The organism is Nocardia cyriacigeorgica (assembly GCF_010868145.1).
Classification (GTDB): domain Bacteria; phylum Actinomycetota; class Actinomycetes; order Mycobacteriales; family Mycobacteriaceae; genus Nocardia; species Nocardia cyriacigeorgica_D.
This window is the reverse complement of sequence record NZ_JAAGUY010000001.1, coordinates 208,532-230,172: the sequence shown is the minus strand read 5'-3', so window position 1 is coordinate 230,172 and position 21,641 is coordinate 208,532. Positions and strand designations below refer to the sequence as shown.

21 protein-coding genes are annotated in these 21,641 nt (G+C 66.6%); 12 read left to right on the top strand and 9 right to left on the bottom strand.

Annotated elements, in window-relative coordinates:
• Positions 1-206 precede the first annotated feature (206 nt).
• The 3 genes from GV792_RS00885 to GV792_RS00875 all read left to right on the top strand — a co-directional run bounded on the left by GV792_RS00885 (position 207) and on the right by GV792_RS00875 (position 4,322).
• Positions 207-1,646 (top strand): GuaB1 family IMP dehydrogenase-related protein, encoded by a 1,440-nt coding sequence (locus GV792_RS00885; RefSeq protein WP_163821661.1) that lies wholly within the window; start codon positions 207-209, stop codon positions 1,644-1,646.
• Between the two features lie 242 nt (positions 1,647-1,888).
• Entirely contained in the window at positions 1,889-3,265 is a 1,377-nt protein-coding gene (locus GV792_RS00880) for a hemolysin family protein (RefSeq protein ID WP_163821660.1), read from the top strand.
• Positions 3,258-4,322 carry a hemolysin family protein gene (locus GV792_RS00875; protein WP_163821659.1) on the top strand — a complete coding sequence of 355 codons (1,065 nt, stop codon included), beginning with the start codon at positions 3,258-3,260 and terminating at the stop codon, positions 4,320-4,322. The genes GV792_RS00880 and GV792_RS00875 overlap by 8 nt, the downstream gene beginning before the upstream one ends.
• A gap of 20 nt (positions 4,323-4,342) precedes the next feature.
• Here the strand turns inward: GV792_RS00875 and GV792_RS00870 are convergent, their stop codons facing one another.
• Positions 4,343-4,810, bottom strand: a complete 468-nt coding sequence (locus GV792_RS00870) for a MarR family winged helix-turn-helix transcriptional regulator (RefSeq protein WP_218579809.1) — start codon at positions 4,808-4,810, stop codon at positions 4,343-4,345.
• 87 nt (positions 4,811-4,897) lie between these two features.
• On the opposite strand from GV792_RS00870, the gene GV792_RS00865 reads away from it, so the two are divergent.
• Positions 4,898-5,221: a rhodanese-like domain-containing protein gene (locus GV792_RS00865; RefSeq protein ID WP_163821657.1), complete on the top strand. Its 324-nt coding sequence runs from the start codon at positions 4,898-4,900 to the stop codon at positions 5,219-5,221.
• 457 nt (positions 5,222-5,678) lie between these two features.
• On the opposite strand, the gene GV792_RS00860 is transcribed toward GV792_RS00865, so the two are convergent.
• Entirely contained in the window at positions 5,679-6,635 is a 957-nt protein-coding gene (locus tag GV792_RS00860; protein ID WP_256670368.1) for a DUF5996 family protein, read from the bottom strand.
• A 425-nt stretch (positions 6,636-7,060) separates the two neighbouring features.
• On the opposite strand from GV792_RS00860, the gene GV792_RS00855 reads away from it, so the two are divergent.
• From GV792_RS00855 to GV792_RS00845, 3 genes are all read left to right on the top strand, one after another.
• Positions 7,061-7,942 carry a 3-methyladenine DNA glycosylase gene (locus tag GV792_RS00855; RefSeq protein WP_163822176.1) on the top strand — a complete coding sequence of 294 codons (882 nt, stop codon included), beginning with the start codon at positions 7,061-7,063 and terminating at the stop codon, positions 7,940-7,942.
• A gap of 333 nt (positions 7,943-8,275) precedes the next feature.
• Positions 8,276-9,838, top strand: a complete 1,563-nt coding sequence (locus GV792_RS00850) for an LVIVD repeat-containing protein (protein ID WP_375154445.1) — start codon at positions 8,276-8,278, stop codon at positions 9,836-9,838.
• A 2-nt stretch (positions 9,839-9,840) separates the two neighbouring features.
• On the top strand, positions 9,841-10,497 hold the full coding sequence (locus GV792_RS00845) for a DUF305 domain-containing protein (RefSeq protein ID WP_163822175.1): 657 nt from the start codon (positions 9,841-9,843) through the stop codon (positions 10,495-10,497).
• Positions 10,498-10,513: 16 nt separating this feature from the next.
• Here GV792_RS00845 and GV792_RS00840 read toward each other — a convergent pair whose 3' ends face one another.
• The 5 genes from GV792_RS00840 to GV792_RS00820 form a co-directional block, all read right to left on the bottom strand.
• Entirely contained in the window at positions 10,514-11,353 is an 840-nt protein-coding gene (locus GV792_RS00840) for an MHYT domain-containing protein (RefSeq protein ID WP_163821654.1), read from the bottom strand.
• Positions 11,354-11,508: 155 nt separating this feature from the next.
• Complete coding sequence (locus GV792_RS00835) at positions 11,509-13,203, bottom strand: hydrogenase maturation protein (RefSeq protein WP_175583848.1); 1,695 nt, start codon at positions 13,201-13,203, stop codon at positions 11,509-11,511.
• 313 nt (positions 13,204-13,516) lie between these two features.
• Positions 13,517-14,308, bottom strand: coding sequence for an SDR family NAD(P)-dependent oxidoreductase (locus GV792_RS00830; protein ID WP_163821653.1), 792 nt, complete (start codon positions 14,306-14,308; stop codon positions 13,517-13,519).
• Positions 14,309-14,367: 59 nt separating this feature from the next.
• Positions 14,368-15,117 carry an SDR family NAD(P)-dependent oxidoreductase gene (locus tag GV792_RS00825; RefSeq protein ID WP_163821652.1) on the bottom strand — a complete coding sequence of 250 codons (750 nt, stop codon included), beginning with the start codon at positions 15,115-15,117 and terminating at the stop codon, positions 14,368-14,370.
• A 69-nt stretch (positions 15,118-15,186) separates the two neighbouring features.
• Positions 15,187-15,855: a TetR/AcrR family transcriptional regulator gene (locus tag GV792_RS00820; protein ID WP_163821651.1), complete on the bottom strand. Its 669-nt coding sequence runs from the start codon at positions 15,853-15,855 to the stop codon at positions 15,187-15,189.
• 174 nt (positions 15,856-16,029) lie between these two features.
• Between GV792_RS00820 and GV792_RS00815 the strand changes: the two genes are divergently transcribed.
• The 3 genes from GV792_RS00815 (at position 16,030) to GV792_RS00805 (ending at position 18,971) form a co-directional block, all read left to right on the top strand.
• Entirely contained in the window at positions 16,030-16,809 is a 780-nt protein-coding gene (locus GV792_RS00815) for a saccharopine dehydrogenase NADP-binding domain-containing protein (protein WP_163821650.1), read from the top strand.
• Between the two features lie 456 nt (positions 16,810-17,265).
• Complete coding sequence (locus GV792_RS00810; RefSeq protein ID WP_256673722.1) at positions 17,266-18,438, top strand: damage-control phosphatase ARMT1 family protein; 1,173 nt, start codon at positions 17,266-17,268, stop codon at positions 18,436-18,438.
• Between the two features lie 170 nt (positions 18,439-18,608).
• A complete protein-coding gene (locus tag GV792_RS00805) occupies positions 18,609-18,971 on the top strand; it encodes a nuclear transport factor 2 family protein (RefSeq protein WP_163821649.1) in 363 nt (120 codons plus the stop codon).
• A 117-nt stretch (positions 18,972-19,088) separates the two neighbouring features.
• On the opposite strand, the gene GV792_RS00800 is transcribed toward GV792_RS00805, so the two are convergent.
• Together GV792_RS00800 and GV792_RS00795 are read right to left on the bottom strand one after the other, a co-directional pair.
• The gene (locus GV792_RS00800) at positions 19,089-19,487 is read right to left on the bottom strand and encodes an SRPBCC family protein (protein ID WP_163821648.1); all 399 of its coding nucleotides are present in this window, start codon (positions 19,485-19,487) and stop codon (positions 19,089-19,091) included.
• 13 nt (positions 19,488-19,500) lie between these two features.
• A complete protein-coding gene (locus GV792_RS00795) occupies positions 19,501-19,857 on the bottom strand; it encodes a VOC family protein (RefSeq protein ID WP_163821647.1) in 357 nt (118 codons plus the stop codon).
• A 119-nt stretch (positions 19,858-19,976) separates the two neighbouring features.
• Here GV792_RS00795 and GV792_RS29350 point away from each other — a divergent pair, with 119 nt between their 5' ends.
• Both GV792_RS29350 and GV792_RS00785 read left to right on the top strand, forming a co-directional pair.
• Positions 19,977-20,759 (top strand): helix-turn-helix transcriptional regulator, encoded by a 783-nt coding sequence (locus tag GV792_RS29350; RefSeq protein WP_163821646.1) that lies wholly within the window; start codon positions 19,977-19,979, stop codon positions 20,757-20,759.
• Between the two features lie 202 nt (positions 20,760-20,961).
• Complete coding sequence (locus GV792_RS00785) at positions 20,962-21,552, top strand: hypothetical protein (protein ID WP_163821645.1); 591 nt, start codon at positions 20,962-20,964, stop codon at positions 21,550-21,552.
• Positions 21,553-21,641: the final 89 nt, after the last annotated feature.

Here is a 21,641-nt window from a genome sequence, read left to right as displayed (position 1 = left end):
CACTGGCGCGAGCGTGGCGGCCTTGGCCCCAGCGCAGGGTAGGTGGTCGCCGTCGGAGTTACACCGGAACCGGTTCTCCGCCGTCGACGACCGACTCGGACCGGGCAAGGGAGCTCGCGACCCGCCGGGGCCGGGCGTCACCGGGTGCAGCAGGGACCGACGCGAGAACGGCACACGTTCGTCGCTGCGCGATTACCATCGGTGCAGTGCAGTTTCTCCCTGGACATCAGCCGCCGTACGACCTGACCTACGACGACGTCTTCCTCGTCCCGAACCGGACGGATGTCGCGTCCCGGTTCGACGTCGATCTGTCGACGACCGATGGGTCGGGCACCACCATCCCCCTCGTCGTGGCCAATATGACCGCCGTGGCCGGGCGCCGCATGGCCGAAACCGTGGCCCGCCGTGGCGGGATCGTGGTCCTGCCGCAGGATCTGCCCAACAACGCGGTCTCCGAGACCATCGCCTTCGTCAAGAGTCGCTCGCTCACCGCGGACACGCCGGTCACCCTGAGCCCGGAGCAGTCGGTGTCGGAGGCCGTCGCTCTGATCCACAAGCGCGCGCACGGCGCCGCGGTGGTGGTCGACGAGCACGGACGCCCGGTCGGCGTGGTGACCGAGGCCGCCTGTGCCGATGTCGACCGGTTCGCTCGTCTGCGCGATGTCGTCGCCACCGATTTCGTCACCGCACCCGTCACCGCCGAGCCGCGCGAGATCTTCGACTTGCTCGAGGCCGCGCACGCCACCCTGGCCGTGCTGATCGCCGAAGACGGCACCCTCGCTGGTGTACTCACCCGCACCGGCGCCATCCGCACCGGCATCTACACTCCCGCCGTCGACGCGGCAGACAAGCTGCGCATCGCCGCCGCCGTCGGCATCAACGGCGATGTGCCTGCCAAGGCGAAGGCACTGGTCGACGCGGGCGCCGACCTCCTGGTGGTGGACACCGCACACGGCCATCAGGTCAAGATGCTCGAAACCCTGCGCGCTATCCGGGATCTGGGGCTCGGTGTGCCGCTGGTCGCCGGTAACACCGTCTCCGCCCAGGGCACTCGCGATCTGGCCGAGGCGGGCGCGGACATCATCAAGGTCGGGGTCGGCCCCGGCGCGATGTGTACCACCCGCATGATGACCGGTGTTGGCAGGCCGCAGTTCTCCGCCGTCGCCGAATGCGCCACCGCCGCACGCGAGATCGGGGTGCACATCTGGGCCGACGGCGGCGTTCGCCATCCCCGTGACGTCGCACTTGCGCTGGCCGCGGGCGCGGCGAACGTGATGATCGGATCCTGGTTCGCAGGCACCTACGAATCTCCGGGCGATCTGCGCGTCGATCGCGACGGCAACGCCTACAAGGAGAGCTTCGGTATGGCGTCCAAACGTGCTGTCGCCGCACGGACCGCCGGCGACAGCGGCTTCGACCGTGCCCGCAAGGCGCTGTTCGAGGAGGGCATCTCCAGTTCGCGGATGCGGTTGGACCCGGAACGTCCCGGTGTCGAGGACCTCATCGACCACATCTGCTCCGGTGTTCGCAGCGCCTGCACCTACGCCGGTGCCCGCTCACTGGCCGAACTGCACGACAAGGCCGTGCTCGGTGTACAGTCCGCCGCCGGATTCGCCGAGGGCCGGCCACTGCCGAGCGGTTGGTGAATCGACGCCGGACCGGCCAACGCCACCGCGCGCGTGGGCCGGTAGCATGAGGGTTGCCGACACCGTCGGCACCTATTCCCATGCGAAAGGAACCAGTTGTCACCCGCGTCCGAGGACGCCGCACAGGAGGGCTCCTCTATCGAGCCGGGTGACCGACCCGGCGTCCTCCTTCCCGCAGCCGTCCAGCACACCGCCGCACGTACGACCGTGTCACTCAGCCACCGGTCCGGGTGGTGCTGACCGTGTCCGTCGTGCTCACCGTGCTCAGCCTGATCGGTTTCATCGCACTCACCGCGGGGACCGCGTTGTTCGTGGCCGCGGAATTCTCGCTCACCGCCCTCGAACGCAGCACCGTCGAAGCGCATGCCCGCGACGGTGACGTGCGCGCTCGCATGGTCCGCAGGGCCCACCACACGCTGTCGTTCCAGCTGTCGGGCGCCCAGCTCGGCATCACCATCACCACGCTGATCACCGGCTATATCGCCGAACCCGTCCTGGCGCGGCTGCTGACCCCGGTCTTCTCGGCGATCGGAGTCGCCGACAGTGCCGCGCGCGGCATCTCGCTGGCGCTCGCCCTGGTCCTGGCCACCTCGCTGTCGATGATCTACGGCGAACTGGTGCCCAAGAACATCGCCATCGCCGCCCCGCTGGCCACCGCCAGGTTCACCGCCGGGCCGATGGTCGCGTTCTCCGTCGTGTTCAAGTGGCTGATCCATTTCCTCAACGGCAGCGCCAACTGGGTGGTGCGCCGCCTCGGGGTGGAACCGGCCGAGGAACTGCGTTCCGCGCGTTCGCCGCAGGAGCTCGGCTCGTTGGTGCGCACGTCCGCCCAGCGCGGCGCACTCGACCAGCGCACCGCACAGGTGATGGATCGCTCCCTCGAGTTCGGTGAGCGCAGCGCCGAGGAACTGATGACGCCGCGAGTGAAGATCGAATCCCTCGACAAGTCCGACACCATTCCCGATCTCATCGCCGCCGCGGGCCGCACCGGGTTTTCCCGGTTCCCCGTGATCGACGGCGATCTGGACAACACCCTGGGCGTGGTGCACGTCAAGCAGGCGTTCACCGTTCCCGCCGAATCCCGGCGTGGGCTCGCACTGCATCTGCTGGCCCGGCCGGTCCCGATCGTGCCCGCCAGTCTCGACGGTGACGAGGTGCTCGAACGTATCCGCGCCGACGGCATGCAGGTCGCGCTGGTGGTCGACGAATACGGCGGCACCGCGGGCCTGGTCACCATGGAGGACGTCATCGAGGAGATCCTCGGCGATGTGCGCGACGAGCACGACGAAGAGGAACGTGACGTGCGCCGGGTCTCCGACGGCTGGGACTGCTCTGGGCTGATGCGCATCGACGAGGTCTCCAGGGCCACCGGTTACGAAGCGCCGGAAGGTGAATACGAAACTCTCGGCGGTCTGGTGCTGATCCGGTTGGGCCGGATCCCCGAGGCCGGCGACGTCGTCGTGCTGCCCGATTCGCATGTACATCAGCGTCGTCCCGGCGACGGCAACGGAGGGTGGCTGGCCCGGGTTGAGCGGATGGACGGCAGGCGTGTGGACCGGGTGCGGCTGATTCCGGTGACCGCCCACATGCTCGACGGGCAGGAGGCCGACCATGGGTGATCTGTTCGCCGTCGCACTCACCGTCGTACTGCTCGCCGGTAACGCCTTCTTCGTCGGCGCCGAGTTCGCGCTGATCTCGGCACGCCGCGACCGGTTGGAAGCCCTTGCCGCACAGGGCAAACGCAACGCCAACACCGTCATCCGGGCGGGTGAGAACCTGTCGATGATGCTGGCGGCGGCGCAGCTGGGCATCACCATCTGCTCCATCCTGCTCGGCCGGGTGGGCGAGCCCGCGGTGGCGCATCTGCTCGAGGGGCCGTTCGAGTTGGTCGGCCTGCCCGATCAGTTGCTGCATCCGGTGGCGTTCACCGTCGCCCTGGCCATTGTGGTGATCCTGCACATCCTGTTCGGCGAGATGATTCCGAAGAACATCGCGCTGGCCGGGCCGGAGCGGTCGGCGCTGCTGCTGGTTCCGATCCATCTCATGTGGTTGCGGCTGGCGCGTCCGCTCATCGCCGTGTACAACCTGGCGGCGAACCTGTCGCTGCGGATGCTGCGGATCGAGCCGAAGGACGAACTCGACGCCACCGTCTCCAGCGTCGAACTCGCCGAGATGATCGGCGAATCACGCTCGGAGGGCCTGCTCGACGAGGAAGAGCACCGCAGGCTCACCCAGGCCCTCGGCATCTCCGAACGGGTGGTCGGCGATGTGATGGTACCGCTGAGCAAAACCCGAACGGTGCCGCTGCGCGGCAACGGCACCACCCTCGGCGATATCGAATCCGCTGTCGCCGAAACCGGGTTCTCCCGGTACCCGGTCCGCGCCGACGACGGCTCGCTGGTCGGCTATCTCCACGTCAAGGACGTACTCGATCTGGTCGCCGACGACACCGCAGGTCCAGGCACCCCGATCCCCCGCACCGATATCCGGCCCCTGCCGACCGTGCTGGCCGGCACACCGCTCTACGAAGCCCTTGCCCGGTTGCGCCGCACCAACAGCCACCTCGGCCGGGTGGTCGACAACCGCGGCAACACGATCGGCATCGTCGCGCTCGAAGATCTGATGGAAGAATTCGTCGGCACCGTCCGCGACGGCACCCACCGGGTGATCGAATAGTGGTGGCGGCGCGCGCTATCTCAGGCCCCTGCCTGCGGGTCCGGTAGTTCTGCCGGGCCGAGTACCGTACGCAATGCTCCGGTGAGGACCTCGAGCTGCTGGACCGACAGGCCGGCGAAGCGCCGCTCGATACCGGCGAGATAGTGCGGCGCCGCCTCGCGCAGCCGCGTGCGGCCCGCCTCGGTAATGCTGACGAAAGCCGAGCGGCCATCGTCGGGATTAGCATCCCGCCGCACCAGGTCCTGCACCTCGAGTTCGGTGACCAGGCGGCTGACCCTGGTCCGGCTCAGCACCACCCGTGATCCCAAATCGCTCATCCGCAACTGTCGCGGGCCGTCGAGTTCGAGCAGGACGTCATACCAGACCAGTGGCAGGCCGGTGGCGCGACGTAGTTCGGCGTCGAGCTCGGGCACCAGCCGTGCATGAACCTGAAGCAAGGCAGCCCAGGCGCCGACGGCCGGATGGGAGCGAGTCGGTGATTTCGGCACGGCCAAGCTTAACCCTATTGCGTGCGTGTGCACGCAACTAGTAGCGTGCACACGCACATACTTTCCCTCCCGATAAGGATAGAAGCAATGACCGAACTGATCACCCGAGAACAGCTGGCGTCGGAGATCGCGGCGGGCACGGTGACAGTGATCGACGCACTGGGTGGCGACTATTACGCGAAGCAGCATCTCCCCGGAGCGGTGGCACTACTGGCCGCAGAGGTGGAAACCCAAGTCCCACACCTTCTTCCCGACAAAAATGCGGCGATCGTCACGTACTGCTCGAATGCCGCATGCCCCAACAGCGAGCAGGTCGCCGCCAAACTGGAGAGCCTGGGATACACCAACATTCGCAAGTATCGGGACGGCATAGACGACTGGACCGCAGCGGGCCTGCCGATCGAGCCGTGACAGCCGCCATGGGAGCGGAAGGACATATTCTCCGCTCCCCTGGTGACCGGCACGAGGCGCCGTCGCACATGGCCCACATGATGCGCGCGGGGCCGAATGGGCCTGCCGGGATAGCAAATCGCCGACACCAGGAACGCGCGCGCCGAGGACCCGCGCATCGACGCGGTGCTCCGTTTCGCTCATGAGGTGCCGCACTCACGTGGCCGAGTCGACGACGAGCTACTCACCGCGATCCGCGGACACGGTGTCATGACGCCGAGCTCAGCGAGACAATCGGGCATAACAGGCCGCCGAAGCCGCGGTGCAGATCGTGTCCGCGCCCGCCGTCGCCCGAGTCGACTACCTGCCCGGCGCGGCCTGACCGACGACCGCCGCCCCGTGTCCGGTTCGACTCAGGGTCCATCGAAGTCGGGCAAGTAAGGTCGCCGGCCCTCTCAGTCGCCTTGGGTACGCACGGTCAGCGCTGTGACCAGCGTGCGGCGGCACGCTCATGCGCCCATCGCGATGGATCGCATTCGAGCGCGGTGCGGTCCCAGTCGCCGAGAACCGCCGCGGCTTCATAGGTGTCGCGGAGGAAACCGGACACGGTGCCGCTGGGGTCGTAGGAGGTGCGCACCTTTTCATAGGGCAGAACGAATTCGCCGAGCCCCTGGTCGTAGTACGCATCCGGAGTACGGATCGGGCGCTCGGCGTATCCCTTCGGTTCCGGGTAGGCGTAGGCATAGAACGCGCCTTCTTCACCACCTCCGGGCCAGAACCCGCAGCTACTCAGCTCGTGCGAATAGCCTTCGACCATGACCCAGTCGGCGCAATGCGGCGCACCACCCGCATGCTCGGGCGCCGTCCGGCCGGAGAATCTCGTGCACGCCAGATCCATCGCTCCCCAATAGAAATGTACGGGGCTGGTCTTGCCGACGAACCCGGATCGGAATTCGTTGAGAAGCCTGTTCGCGTGCACGAGCTGGCGCCAGAACGCGTGCACGGCCGCGGGGTCATAGGAGCGGTGGTCCACATCCTCGGCGAACGGAATCGATGGGTCGACCTCATTGGGCCGTGCCTGGATCCAGGTACCGAGCCCGAGGTCATCGAGTGCCCGCATGATCTCCTCGTAGAACCGGGCTACCGACTTCGGTGCGAGATCCACCATCCGCGTGCTACCGCCGCCGGCGCGAATCACCAGCCGGTGATCGACGAAGTCGAACTCGATGTCGAAGACTTCCTCGTCGTAGTGGATGGCCGATGTTGTCAGGCCGCGCGCACTGACATACAACGTCACCTGCCACCAGTGATTCAGCAATGGTGCGTGCGCGAGACGCACCTTCCCCACCACCTGCATCCACATATGCAGCGTGTCGCGGGTATCGGCCCATTCCGCCACCGGCAGACGCGGCCACTCGATCCTGGAATCCGGCATGAGCATTCCTTCCCCGGAGGTTGATCAGCCAGCGGTGTGCTCGGTTCCGATTCTCCGCGGCGGGCACCGAACGGCAACCGAGGACACGCCGAGGCGAAGCCCGCCGAGGGGCAGAGCCATCCGGAGCTCGCGGCTTCGAGAGCCAGTGTCGCGACTCCGCGACGGTCCACCTGCGCGGCCCGAAAGCGCATGCCAGATGCCATTCGTGCGTGGCGATGCCGAGGGCCGGAAGCGCCGCCGGGAAGACGGCTTCGGAACCCGCCAAACGGGCTCGTCGCGGACCAGATGGCGCACACCACCGATGACGAGCGGCGAAATTTCGCGTCGACCATCCGCCGCCATTCTCCGGGCGAATCGGCGACAACGAACCGGTGCGGGAGAATATCCGAGTGACCACGTACGCCGACCTCCAGCACGCCCTCGACCTGCGGGTATTACCGTCAGTCGAGTGGCGGGCGCGGGCGCGGGCGCATCGGGATCGAATCGATGAACTGGTCGGGCCATACCTGCGGCGCAGGGCTGCGGGGTCGACGCATCCGGTCATCGACTTCCTGTTCACGTACTACGGGCACAAACCGGCGCAGCTGCGCCGCTGGCATCCGGGTTTCGGGGTGGGGCTTGCCGAAGCGGCCGGCTACGACGGGGCGCGTGGCTATCACCTGCGCACAGTGGCCGACGGCAGCGTCGTCGCGTCCGCCGACCCGGCATTTCTGGCCAAGCGCCGCGACACGGTCGAGTTCGTGGCGCGGCTGCTGCGGGCGACTGCGACCCGGCCTGCCCAGTTGTCCTGCTTCGGGCTGCACGAATGGGCGATGGTGTACCGCTCCGACGAGGTGCGGCATTCGGTCCCGTTGCGGCTGGGCCGTTCAGGGACCGACGCGGTCGTCGAGTCGATGTCGTTGCGCTGCACCCATTTCGATGCCTACCGTTTCTTCACCCCCGATGCCGTCGGCCGGAACGCCCAGGCTCTGACGCGCGACGATCAGCCACTGCGCGAACAACCTGGCTGCCTGCACGCGAATATGGATTTGTACAAGTGGGGCTTCAAACTCGTCCCGCTCATCAGTTCGGAGTTGCTGATGGCGTGTTTCGAACTCGCTTGCGCCGCACGCGAACTCGATATGCGCGCCAGCCCCTACGACCTCACCGACTACGGCTACGAACCGGTCGCGATCGAAACCCCGGCCGGGCGGGCCGAGTATGCGCGCGCCCAATCCGCGCTCGCCGAGCGCGCAACGCCGTTGCGTGCGCAGTTGCTGCAGGCATGCGAGGGGTTGCTCGCGGCAGCCTCGACGCCCATGCATTGAGCGCGAGCGAGACCGGAAGATTCGGTTCGAGTGATTCACGGCCCAGACAGCTGAGCGCACCTGCACCGATTGCTCACACGTACCAGCATCCAGTCGATCAGCACACCCATAGACACCGTATCCACCCCTGTTTCGCGATATTTCGCGTGGTCAGAGCCGTTCACGCGAGTGCAGCCCACAGTGCCGCACGACAATTCCGCGAAAACACCGCCGACTTTCCACACCCCTATTAAGCTCCGTTCAGTAACGCCCACCCCAGTGTCTGGGACACAAGTCTCACGGGGCGGCGCGTACCGGACACGAAGGAAGTTGGGGGATGCGATGAGGCGTCCGATGAAGCTGCGCCGTGCCAGGCCGTTCGCCCTGGCCGCTGTCGCACTGATCGCCACGATGATGCTGCCCGCGGGTGCGTCGGCCGATCTGCAATCCGATATCGCCAATGGAGTCCGCGAATTCCTCGACGTCGGCCGTACGTCGGTCCCGCGCGCCGACTGCGGCCCCGGCTCGATGCCCGAACCCGGTCTGCAGGGTGATGTTCCGGCCGCCGATCGTGACAACGGACGCAGCACCCAGGGTTACCGCTGCAATATGTCGATGGTCGGACAGTTCGCCGGGCGCGGCGCGGGCATCACCTCCACCAGCTTCGAGCACTGCGCCTACATGGGCTCGTTCTTCCCCGGCAACATCCTGAGCGAAGGCCGCGGCGTACAGGTCCTTGACGTATCCGATCCGGCGAACCCGCGCCCAACGGCCAACCTCACCGAACCGGCCATGCTCGCGGGGACCTGGGAAAGCCTGAAGGTCAACAAGGAGCGCAAACTGCTGGTCGGGACCGGCGTTCCGGTGGGGACCGGCGTCGGCTACCTGTCGGTGTACGACATCTCCGACTGCGCGCATCCGCGGCTGCTGAACCCGGGGCCGGGCACGAATCTGGCCATGCCGCTGCCGATCACGACCCACGAGGGCGGCTTCTCCCCCGACGGCCGCACCTACTGGGCCTCGGGTATCGCGCCCGGTTTCGTCAGTGCCGTCGATCTCACCGATCCGGCGAATCCACATGTCGTCTGGCAGGGCCTCACGGGTATCGAGGCACACGGCTTCGGCGTCAGCCCCGACGGCAACCGCATGTACATCTCCGCGCTCGGCGGATTCACCGTACTCGATATCAGTGCTGTCCAGCGTCGCGATCCGAATCCGCAGGTGCATCACATCGGCCGGGTGTTCTGGACCGATGGCTGGGCCACCCAGCACAGCGTCCCGGTCAGCTATGACGGCAAGCCCTACCTGTACACCGTCGACGAGGGCGGCTCCGGCGGAGTCAAGCTGATCGATATCTCCGATGACACCGCCCCGAAGGTGGCGGCCAAACTCAAACTCGAGATCAACCTGCCGAAGAACATCGACAGCAATATCGGGTCATCGATGGGTGGTTCGGCCTTCGCCTACGAATCGCACTACTGCGCCGCCGACCGGCAGGAGAACCCCACTGCGCTCGCCTGCGGATGGATCTCCTCGGGCATCCGGGTCTTCGACGTCCGCGATCCGGGCAATATCCGCGAGATCGCCTACTTCAATCCGCCCGCCCGCACCGGCCGCAATCTGGAGTTGTGGAACTCGCCGCACGCGCTGGCGTCGATCATCGGTGTCCCGTTGATGAGCGCGCCGAACGCGGTGCGCGCGGTCCTCGAGGGCGAATTCGATCCGATGGACGCACTGACCCCGCGTACCGGGCGCCTGGCCTTCGGCGACGTCTCCACCGACTGGTGCTTCTCGCCACCGGAATGGCGCGGAAATCAGCTGTATGTGGCTTGTTCGGACAACGGCTTCATGGTGCTGGAGCTGCACAATGGCGTCTACACGCCGCCGCAGAACCAGTCCTCGATCGTGGGATCGTGAACATGCCGCGTGGGATGCGGCTCGCCGGATACGCGGCGGTCGCGGCGCTGCTGGTGGTGCTCGGCGCCGCACTGCGTCCGCTGGTCATCACTGACGACCGGCCCGCCGATCCCGTTCTCGACCCGGTCGAGATCGGTTTCGTCCAGGACATGACCGCCCACCACCAGCAGGCATTGATGATGGTGCAGCGCCTCGATCCCGCGGTCGATCCGGCGGTGTCGCGGCTGGCTCGCCAACTCGCCGACACTCAGAACCTCGAGATCGGCACCATGCTGGGCTGGCTGCGCCTTGCCAACGCGTCACCGCTGTCGCCGCAGCCGATGGCGTGGATGCGTGATGCGGGCGTCGAGTCCGGTCATCAGCACGGCGGCCCCGCGACCGCCGTGCACGATCCGACCGGCCACAGCATGCCGGGAATGGCGACCATGGCCGAACTCGATACCTTGTCCGCCGCACGCGGCCGAGCAGCCGAAATCCTGTTCCTGCAGCTCATGTTGCGCCACCACGACGGTGGTGTCGCCATGGCGCAGGCGGCCGATCAGCTCATCGAGTCCGGGCCGGTCAAGGAAACCGCCCGCTCGATGATTCACGGCCAATCCCAGGAGTCCGGAGTGATGGCGGCCATGCTCGGTCAGCGCGACGCGCAACCACTGCCCTGACCGGCGGCACGTGGGGTCAGTTGTCGACCATCTGCCGCGGCCATTCCCGGCCACTGCTGACCAGGGTGGCCGGGTCCGTACTGGCCAACGTGGTGGTCTCGCGTTGCTCCGGCTCGAAATTGTTGGCGGCGGCGATGCTGCGGACCTCGAGTTCGGCCACACCGACCAGCACGACCAGGCCAACGATGACCAAGGAGACGGTGGTGATCAGCGGGGTGAGCAGTTCCACCGGAGCAATACCCTCGGGTGTGCCCGTGTGGTTGCCGTGGTCGGCGCTGAGCGCCATCATGCCCGTGTAGTGCATGCCGCAGACCGCGAGACCCATGATCACCGCGGCACCGGCGGTGTTGGCCCAACCGCGCACGTGCACCATGAACCAGAACGCGGCGGTCGCGGCGACCACCGCGATCACGATGGACAACGCGACCAACCCGGCGTCGTACTCCATCTCGGCGCCGGTGTTCATCGCGGCCATGCCCAGATAGTGCATCGCCGCGACACCGAATCCGGTGATCGCGCCGCCCAGCGGCAGGGCGACAACCTCTCGATGACCACGCACGACGATCGCCAGGCCGATCAGCACGACGACCACCGCGATGGCGGCGCTGAACAGCGTCAATGGCACGTCGTAGCGAATATCGACGCTGTCGATGGCGAACCCGAGCATCGCCGTGAAGTGCATGACCCAGATCCCCGCACCGCCGAGCGCGACAGCCGCCGCAACCAGCCATCCGGCCGGTGACTTCGCCGTGCGAGCGTGCGCCGCACACCGCAGGCCGAGGACCGATCCGATGAACGACATGAGATAGGCCAGGACAGGGGTTACCCACCCACTGCTGAAGTGCTCGAGATGCACGTGTACTCCGATGTAGCTAGTCGATTTCCGATCCGCGATCGGGTGCACGAGTGTGCGAACCACCGAAATGAGGATTTCAAGATGAAAAGTTCACCACGGATGCGACGAGCGTCGCCAATCGGTGTCTCTACTGCGCCATGTCTCCCTCGGGCCGTTCACCCGAGCAGATACGTGGGTGTAGCGGCGGGGACGGCACCGTAGACGAACTCGTTTCGCAGCCGGTGGTACGGCTCGCCGTCGGCGTAGAAGTTGCGGCGCATTTCGGTCAATTCCTCGGCGCGGTAGGTGGCCAGCGGTTTGGCCACCTCGTCCGCTTCGCGGCGCTGCTTCTTGGCCACCAGGCGGCCCTCCAGCTCGGTCGAATCGGCCAGCACCGCAGCCTCACGACGCACCCACTCCCGGAACGCCCCGGTACTGCCGGGCGCCACCCGGTCCACCAGTCCGATCTGCGCGGCGGCCTTCGCGCCGACCGGCAGCGTCTCGCGGGTGAGTCGTCCGGCTTCGGTTTCACCGACCCGCCGCGGCAGCGAGTACGTCCAGTATTCCGAGCCGTAGAGACCCATCAGCCGGTAATGCGGATTGAGCACCACCGATTCCCGGCACCACACCTCGTCGGCAGCGAGGGCGAGCATGACGCCACCGGCCGCGGCATTACCGGCCAGCGCCGAGATGACCAGTTTGTCCGTGGTGGTCAGGATCGCCTCCACAAGGTCGTTCATGGCATTGATGTTGTGCCAGGACTCCAGTGCCGGATCCTCGGCCGCCTCGATGACATTGAGGTGGATCCCATTGGAGAAGAAGTCCCGTGCCGGTCCGAGCACGAGCACACTCGTCGGCCGGGCGCAGGCGTGGCGGTAGGCGGCAAGCAACTGCTCGCACTGCCGGGTGCTCATCGCACCGCCGCTGTAGGCGAACTCGAGATAGCCCACCGACCCGTCCTCGCGGTAGCGCAGCTCGGACCAGGTATCGCGCACCGCCGCCTCGGCAGGCGTCACCGACACCTCGGGAACGCCCGCGGGCAGGTCGGCGCCCAGCGCATCGACGGCCGGCCGTTTGAACGTGGCCGGACCGCCGGGCACCCGGCGCGAGCGCAGCTGCGGCAACCACACCGCACCGTCCACGGTGGCCCGGCAGATCGCGCCGTGACGCGTGGCGATTACCTCGCCCGGCGCCCCGCGCAGCTGGTCCTCGGCGTGGCCGCCGTGCACGAAATACTCACGCCCGTACAGCTCGTCCAGCACACCCGGCTGGGAGTCCGCCGCACGCAGTTTGCGCAGAATCTCGGCGGTGCTGTCGGTCGACCAGTCGATCCGGCGGTACCGCTGGGAGTGATAGGGGCGCAGTTGTCCCTGAACGTCCGGGCGGCTGTAATCCAGCGGCTCGGGCTCGAATCCACCGTCAGCGAACCGTTCGACCGCGAGCAGCACTGCCTCGACGGCTGCGTCGGACACCTCGTTTCGATATAGCTCGCTCTTACCGCAGTCCGGCACCGCGAACGGCACCGAAGCCCAGATCGGGCCCGCATCCATCTCTTCGACGGCCTGCAGGACGGTCACACCCCACTCCCGGGCGCCGGTCGCGATGGCCCAGTCGAGCGAGGACGGTCCGCGATCGCCCTTGGGGCCGGGATGCACGATCAGGACGGTGTGTTCGGTCCAGATGTCTTGCGGGATAGCGGTGGTGAGCATCGGCGCAACGATGAGATCGGGGTGGAAATGGGCCACCCGCGCTCGCAGCAGATCATCGCCGAGCGCCAGTTCGACCCCCACCTTGTGCCCAAGGTCGCGCAGCTCGGTGTGAACGCGCTGAGTGAGGCTGTTGAAAGCGCTGGCGACTAGCAGGACGCGCAAGGGTTCCCCTCCATCAGGCAGGGATGAACTGCGCACCCCCGACATGCTCTCGATATCCCGTCCAAGCTAGCCGCACATCCATTCGAACGCAGCGCGGGCACCCACGAGGCGTGACGAGACTCACTGTGAGCCATGCAAACCGAGCATGCCATCCCGGGATTTGCCCGTTCCGGCCCCGAGCCACAGACCGCATCAGTAGATCCTCCCCTCGAAAAGCCAAGAATCCCCGGTCGATCCGACCGGGGTTCCCTGGGATTCAGTTGTGCGAGACCCGCTTACGAGCCGTTCTCAGCGGCCAGCGCCTCCCAGAATCTCAGAGGCCTTGGGTGCCGTGGCCGCCGGCCGCGGTCCAGCCGCCGTCGACCGGAAGGGCGACGCCCGTGACGAACGACGCCTGCGTACTGAGCAGGAAGCGCGTGGTGGCGGCGACCTCGGCAGGCTCGCCCAGCCGTTGCATCGGGGCGCGGTGGCTCATCTGTTCGCGGGCGCCGGCGATCTTCAATGTCTCGGCGATGATCGGCGTTTCGATGTATCCAGGGCACACGGCGTTGATCCGGATGCCTTCGGGTCCCAGTTTGTGCGCCAGGGAGCGCGTCAGGCCGACGACACCGTGCTTGGAGGCGGTGTAGGCGGTGATGTTGCCGTTGCCGATGAGTCCTTCGACAGAGGAAATGCCGACGATCGCCGAGCCGGGACCAGCGGCACGCAGGGCCGGCAGGAGTTCCTTGATCAGGTCGAGTTGGCTGCGCAGGTTCACCGCAAGCACGTCGTCCCAGGTGTCGGTGCTCAGCGCGTCGGTGAGATCGGCGCCGACGATTCCGGCGGCGTGCACGATGCCACCCACGGTGCCGAGCGCGGCCACCGCTGTCGGTGCGGCTGTGCGGATCGCAGCGCGCTGACGCAGGTCTATGCCGACACTGTGCGTGGTGACGCCGTACTCGGTGGCGCATTCCTCGGCGGTCGCTCGGGCACCATCACTGTCGATGTCCCACACTGATACCGGTCTGCCCACTTCCGCCAACGCCAGCGCGATGGCCCGGCCGATGCCGGACGCGCCGCCGGTGACTACAACTCCGGTGCCGGGCGCACCCATATCCAGGGTCATTTCTCGTTGTCCTCTCCGTTGTTCGGCGACGCGTCGCCGTGGTAGCTGCGCCGGCGGCACTACTTGGCCGTGAATCCGCCGTCTATCGGGTAGTAGGCGCCGGTGATGAATGCCGAGTCGTTCGAGCAGAGGAAGCCGACCAGCGCCGCGACTTCTTCGACCCGGCCGAACCGGCCGATCGGGTGCTGCGCGATCTGCGCGGCCTTCTTCTTCGTGTCCCAGATCTCGGTCATCGGAGTCTCGATGACTCCGGGGCCGACGGCGTTGATCCGGATGCCGTGCTCGGCGTACTCGAGCGCCGCTGCCCTGGTCAGTCCGAGGACGCCGTGTTTGGCGGCGGCGTAGGCGCCGATTCCTGAGCTGCTGGCCACCACACTCATCGTGGAGGCGATATTGACGATGGAGCCGCCGCCGGTGCCGAGCATCGCCGGGATCTCGGCGCGCAGGGCATAGAACATGCCGTCGAGGTTGATCGAGATCACCCGGCGCCACGCCTCCAGATCGAGGTCGGCGACCTTCGCGAATGGGCTCTGGCTGACCCCGGCGGCGTTCACCGCGATGTCCAGACGCCCGTAGACCCGCATCGCGGTGTCCACCATCGCCTCGGCGGCCGCGGGATCGGCCAGATCGGCGGTGAACGATATCGCCGCCGCGCCGATCTCCTCGGCGACCGCGCTGGCGCCTTCGCCGTTCACGTCGACGACGAGCACCCGCGCGCCGCGGGCCGCCATCGCACGCGCACAGGCCGCGCCCATTCCCGACGCGCCGCCGGTGACCACCGCGACGCGGTCGTCGAATCCTCTACTCACAGTTGTTCATTCCTCACTCGAGCCGCCGGAGCGACTCGCTGTCCGCTCTCGACTCATTGCGGTCGACGGCTATGCCTTCGCGGTGACTGGTAGTCCGTGCCGGGCGGCGACACCGTGCAGGAACGCGTCGAGGGCATCGGCGAATGCCGCGTGTCCTCCGCTGTCGTTCAGATGAGTCATGAACCAGGTCGAGCGTGGGTGGCTTCGAGCGAACTCCGGCCCCATGCCTCTGGCCGACTCCGTCCAGAACTCCGACAGATCCGGATCCGACGTCGCGCCGGCGTCTTCGATCGCCATGGCCGCCATCCCGAGCGTCATTCCGAGAACGCCGAGCACGATCGACAGGCACAGCTCATTCGGAACACCCGCGGTTGCCAGCTGGTCGAGCAGATGCTCGAGCCGATCGAAGGACCCCATATCGACACGGCGCCGCGGTGTCGACCACACCTCGATCAACCACGGATGGCGCGCGAACGAGTCCCAATCCGCTTGGGCGACAGCACGAAGGGCGACATCCCATCCGCTGTCGACGGCCAGGTCCGCGCGGCGTTCCCGGGTGATCACATCGACCATCGCGACCAGCAGATCGTCACGGTCGTCGACGTGGCGGTAGGCCGCCATGCCCGACACGTCGAGCACGCTCGCCACCCGCCGCATCGTCAGCGCCTTGAGCCCTTCCGAATCAGCGATGGCGATGCCGGCCAGGGCCAGGGTCGTCCGTGTCAGCGGTGCCTTCACGAGGTCCTCCGTGTTCCGACTAGTGACTTATACCGGACAAGCATATACGTTGTATACACTAATACAAGTCAATAGCAGTTGTTCAGCGATGTATACGTAGTACACATTCAATGTCTTGTTTCAGAAAGACGCGGCGGGACAACTCGATCGGGACGCGGAAAGAGGAGCCAGGCGATGAAGGTCGTTGTCATCGGGGCCGGCGCGTTTGCCGCCGAAGCGGCCCGGCTGATCTGCCGCAGCCCCGCAAACCACGAGGTCGTCATCGCCGATGCCGACCCGCGACGGTGCCGGACGCTCGCCGAGGAGATCGGCGCTCGCACGTGTGACCTCGACCCGTACTCGGCCGGCGAGATCGGCCGACTGTGCCGTGGAGCCGACCTCGCCTTCAACACCCTGACCACCCGCGACGCCGACATACTTCGCGTCGCCGGCGCGACCATCGCCGCCGGAGCGCATTACGTCGACGCGGCCGATGGCCGCCACGGCGCCGACCGCCTCGTTCACGGGCCGGGATTGGACCGCGCAGCCCGGGCCGCGGGCGTCACCGTGCTGATGGGAATCGGGTTCAGTCCAGGACTCACAGATCTCATCGCCGGATGGGCCGCTCAGTCTTTCGATTCCGCCCCTGAGATCGCGATCCGGAAAACACGCGGTCACCGATGTCTGCCCGGGCAAGCCGCACGCACCGAGTCGACATGGCAGGTCGTCGCCCGGGGCGAGGCCGGTGGCCGGGCCACCCGCGTCGTCTTCGGCGGGTTCGCCGGGCACAACCACAGTCTCGCGGCACACACCGCCGCCGTCGCGATCGACGACATCCTGTCCGGCATGATCACCACCCGAGGTCTGGTCGGGCCACAGGACTGCATCGAACCCGAGCCCTTCGTGCTGCGGGTCCTCGACGAGGCAGGCAGTTCCTTGCGCAGATTCACCTCGGAGACCACCGACATCCTATGAAACGATCTGCGCGTCCGACTAGGACCGCCGCGCTTCCTCAGTTCCTGCACCCGCTCGATCGGATATGGCGAAGCCGCTGGTCAGCGTCCGCTACGACTGCCGTGAAGAATTCGCTGGGCTCTTTCCAGCGCCTTCGTCTCTCGACGACGACGGCGCAGGATGGGCTCGGCGTAGCCGTCTGTGTGGATTCCCTGGCTTGACCTGGGATCCAGCACAGATACGCGTCGGCGGTGACCCGATCGCTCGAACAACGAAAGCGGACGGCCAATCGTGCCTTACCGCCTCCGAATGGTCCGGCCTCGGACCTGTGGCGCCAAGGCGCATCCGAGCAAGGGTGGGGCACAAGCGTCTACGCAGTCGACGAGGCCCGGACGATTGCTTACGCCCTGTGTCACGATTGCTGGTGCCGCGGGGCCACTGTCCTGATGGCCTTCGCCATCGACCTCGGTTCGGAGAATGATGTCCACCAATACGACCGATGCGCAGACCATCCTGTCCAACGCCCCCGGATCGTTCGCGTGGACAGTCCTGACCCAGCGTCACCCCGCGTTGATCGGCCAGGTCGCCGCCGCTCACCCCTACCCGCCCGAGACCCGACACCGGCTCGACGCGCTGAGAAATCAGATCGCCGGCAGCATTCGGGCGCTGCCGGATCTGGCCGCCGGAAAGAGTCAATGGGATCGCTGGGGCGCCGGCGTATACGGACGACAGTGGCTCGATGTGCCTTTCCTTTGGGCGGAAAGCTATTTCTACCGCCTGCTTCTGGAAGAAATCGGCTACTTCACGCCGGGCCCATGGTGCGGGATCGACCCCTTCGTCCAGAAGCACATCGAACTGGCAGATCCCGCTCTCGAAGACGAGCTGACCGGCCTCCCGGATCGACCGGCCGCTGGGCTGGAGCAGCACACCGCCGACTTGATACATAAGGCGCTGTGGGGCAATCGGGCCGACCTGGGCTTCCACCTGTCGAACCCCGCAGCCGCCGACGCACCGACCGTTGACATCATCGCCGACCACACCACCCCGGCGGTCGAACACCTTCACGCCCACTCGACCGGAACACTCTGCCTGGTCGCCGACAACGCGGGTCGCGAACTGATCCCCGATCTACTACTGCTGGACCATCTCCTGCAGCTCCATCCCGAACTCACCGTGCAACTGCATCTGAAGCCGTATCCCTACTACGTATCCGACGCCACAACCACCGACCTGCTCGCCACCCTCAATCGTCTCCGGGGCATACCCGGACCAGCGAACGCGACGGCCGAGCACCTCACCTCGGCCCTCCGCAGTGGCAGGCTCATCCTGCGAACGCCCGAGTTCTACTGCGCTCCCCTACCGTTTCACGACATGCCAGCCGACCTGAGAGCCGAATTCGCCCAAGCCGACACTGTGATCATGAAAGGCGACCTCAACTACCGCCGCCTCGTCGGAGACCGGCACTGGCACCCGACCACCCGATTCGACGCACTCGTAGGCTATTTCCCGTCGACCGTCATCGCTCTACGCACACTCAAATCCGATGTCGCCGCAGGAATCGACGCCACCATCGTCACAGGGCTCGACAGCATCGAGCCGAACTGGCGCACATCCGGCCAGCACGCTGTCGTACACATCGCGAAGCGGTGACGTGTAGATGCGCCGTGGTCGGTCGGGAACGACGCATTCACGGTGACCGTCGGGGCAGGGGGTCGACGGCGCTGTGGTGATTGTCGGATCCGGAATCCGCGCGAAACTGTCGATCTGCTGTGAGCGAAACGCGAGGGCCGGACCGGCACTCAGCTGGCATGGTGAGTGCCATGGAGAATGACTTGCGGGAGGCCGAGCGGCGACTCCAGGCTGCACAGCTGGCCGGGGATGTCCAGGCGCTGGACGAGTTGCTCGATAACCGGTTGATCTTCACTTTCGGCTCGGACACGTTCACCAAGGCCGATGATCTCGAGCTGCACCGCACTCGGGCTCAGATCGTGAGCAAGCTCGAAGAAGAACAGCTGACGGTACTGGTGGAAGGGACGACCGGGGTCACTTGGTTCCTCGGCATCGTCGAGGGCACCGTTCATGGATCACCATTCGCGGCAAGGATGCGCTATACCCGCGCCTGGGCGCACGACGACTCGCGTGGCTGGCGGGTCGTTGCCGCTCATGCTTCGGCGGTCGGGTAATTCGAAGAGTTCGCCCACATCGACCAAGGTCGTCCTGACACGACGTTTCCCGCTGTCCGACAGCACTCCGTCTCACTTCAGAAAGCAACGCCTACCTTCGGGATGGCTCGCGCTATCTCATCGCCGCAGTGCCCGTCGTATGACGGGCGATCCCTGCTCGACCAACTCGGCTATCGGTGCGGCGAGAGCATCGGGCAGGACATCGATGTGCCACACGAACCGGGTTGTGCCGTTCTCGGCGGGTAGGGCCTGCATCGATGCGTGGTGATGGGCAGGGTGCAGGTGCCCACCGACGACCGAGTAGGCCACACGCCTGCTCTCCGGGTCGAGATCGACGAGTCGTTCGGCGACGATAGTGCCTTCGGCGAAGGTGACGGTGCGGGTGTCGGCGTCGAGGCGCGTATCGGTGACGAAGCCAGGGGCCAGACGCTCGTGCACCGCGCCGAAATCAGCCAAGACCTCCCAGACCTGTTCAGGGCTGGCGTCGACGACGAATTCTTTGTGAATGGATGCCATGGTGTCCTCCCTGTCAGGCTGCGGCGATGCAGAACAGATGGCCTTCAGGATCGGCGAGAACCGTCCACTGACCCTGCCCCGGCTGGAAGTCGGGTACGGTCGCGCCCAACGCGAGCAGCCGCTCGGTTTCGGTCGGTACATCGGCGACGGTGAAGTCGAGGTGGGCGTGCTTAGCGGTATCGGGCCAGCCAGGACCCTCGTAGCCCATGACCCGCTGGAACGCGAGCTGGATCGGGCCCTCACCGAGGTAGGCCGAATCGTCGTCGGTATGGGTGATCTTCCAGCCGGTGACCTCGCGGTAGAACTCCGCCATAGCCTTCGGTGAGGCACAGTCGATGATGATCGCGGCGAGGTTCGCGTGGACGGTCATTTTTCGTTTTCTCCCTGGTGTAGTCGATGTTGCCGTCTCAGCATTCATGCCAGGCACCGCACACGTCTTGAAGATTTTTGCGCGCCGTTGGTGTCATACCTCCGGCGTACGGTCCATGAGTGCTGTCCGCTACAACCCTCGCGACCCGGCCGGAGTTCACCGTGACCACCGTGACCTGCCACTCCGACCACACCCACTTCTCGGCTCCGGAAGTCCGCGACGACCATCGGCTCGTGCTCGTGCGCCGGGGCAGATTTCGGCGACAGGCCAACAGCGAACTCGTCGACCTGGACCGCACTGTCGGATACATCGGCGCACCGAGTGAAGAGGAGGGGTTCGCCCACCCCGCAGGCGGCGACGTCTGCACCGCGGTGACGATCGATCCCGGCCTCCTGGAAGGAGCGCTGAGCCCGCAGGCGGTCTACGTCGATGCGCGTATCGAGCTCGCACACCGCCGCATGCTCACCGCGGCCGCGGGCGGCGATATCGACTACGCGGTGACCGAGGAGCTGGTCCGGCTCGTCGCCCTCGCCGCCGGACGGCCGATCCCGCCGCCGCGACCCGCCGACCGTGTGCTGGTCACTGCAGCCCGCGAGGCGATCATCGACGGGACACCCGAGTCCGCCGGGCTGCGCTCCCTTGCCGTCCTGCTGAAGGTCTCGCCGTACCGGCTGAGCCGAGTGTTCTCACAGCACATGGGAGTGTCGCTGACCCGCTACCGGAACCGGATACGGGTCGGGCACGCTCTCGACTACATCACCGATGGAGAAACCAGCCTCGCCGACCTCGCCGCATGCCTCGGCTTCGCCGACCAGGCACACCTGACCCGCACCGTCCGCGAGCACCTGGGCCACACCCCCACCGCCCTGCACCGACTACTGACCCCCCAACCGCGCCGCTGAATGCTGCGCTGAAGAGGCGCTGATCGTGGCCGACCCGCACCGTCCGCCAACCGGACCGCGCGGAGTGGCCAAGTGTGTGTAACTATGATTACGAGACCAACACTTTCGTAATGGAGGCCATTATGTTCGACACCTGGCTGGCTCAGTGCCGGTTGCGCACGCGGCACATTCGTGCAGTCACCGCGGTGATGGAGTGGCGGAGGTGACTGCTGTAGCCGATCCGCCGGTGCTCACCGGAGGGCTCCGTACCGCATGGCGGGCCGTTCATACTCCGGTCGCGGGAGTTCCGCGGTGGGCCAGGATCGCTGCCCTCACTGTTCCGTTGACGGCGCTACCGGCCAGTCTGTGGCGGATCGGCGTGGCCTTCCTCGACGACGAAGCCTCGGGCAAGCGCGGGGATCTCCCGTCCTGGATGCCTGGTGAGCTGTACGTAATCGTCTTGTCGATCCTTTCGGAACTGTTGGCGTTCACCGCCGTCGGACTGGTCGCGACCTGGGGCGAGTGGTTCCCGCGGTGGATTCCACGACTACACGGGCGAAGAATCCCGACACCGGTCGCCGTGATCCCCGCTACTCTCGGCGCCGCGACGCTGACGATCATGTGGACCGCCGCCTTCCTCTGCGACTTCTCCGGCGTCACACTGCGCGGCGACCCCACTCCCGCGGACTACCCTTCCCTAGCCGGTGGCTGGGAGGCGGCCATCTACTACCTCTGCTACGCCCCGCTCCTGCTGTGGGGCCCACTACTGGCTGCCGTCACCTTCGCCTACTACCGGCGTCGCCGCACCGGATGATCCGGTGTGCTGCAGCACCGCCGGCGCACGTAGGTATCCGCCCGGGCAGTGCGTTGGTGGCCCGCAATGCGAAGCCCACCCGCCTTCCG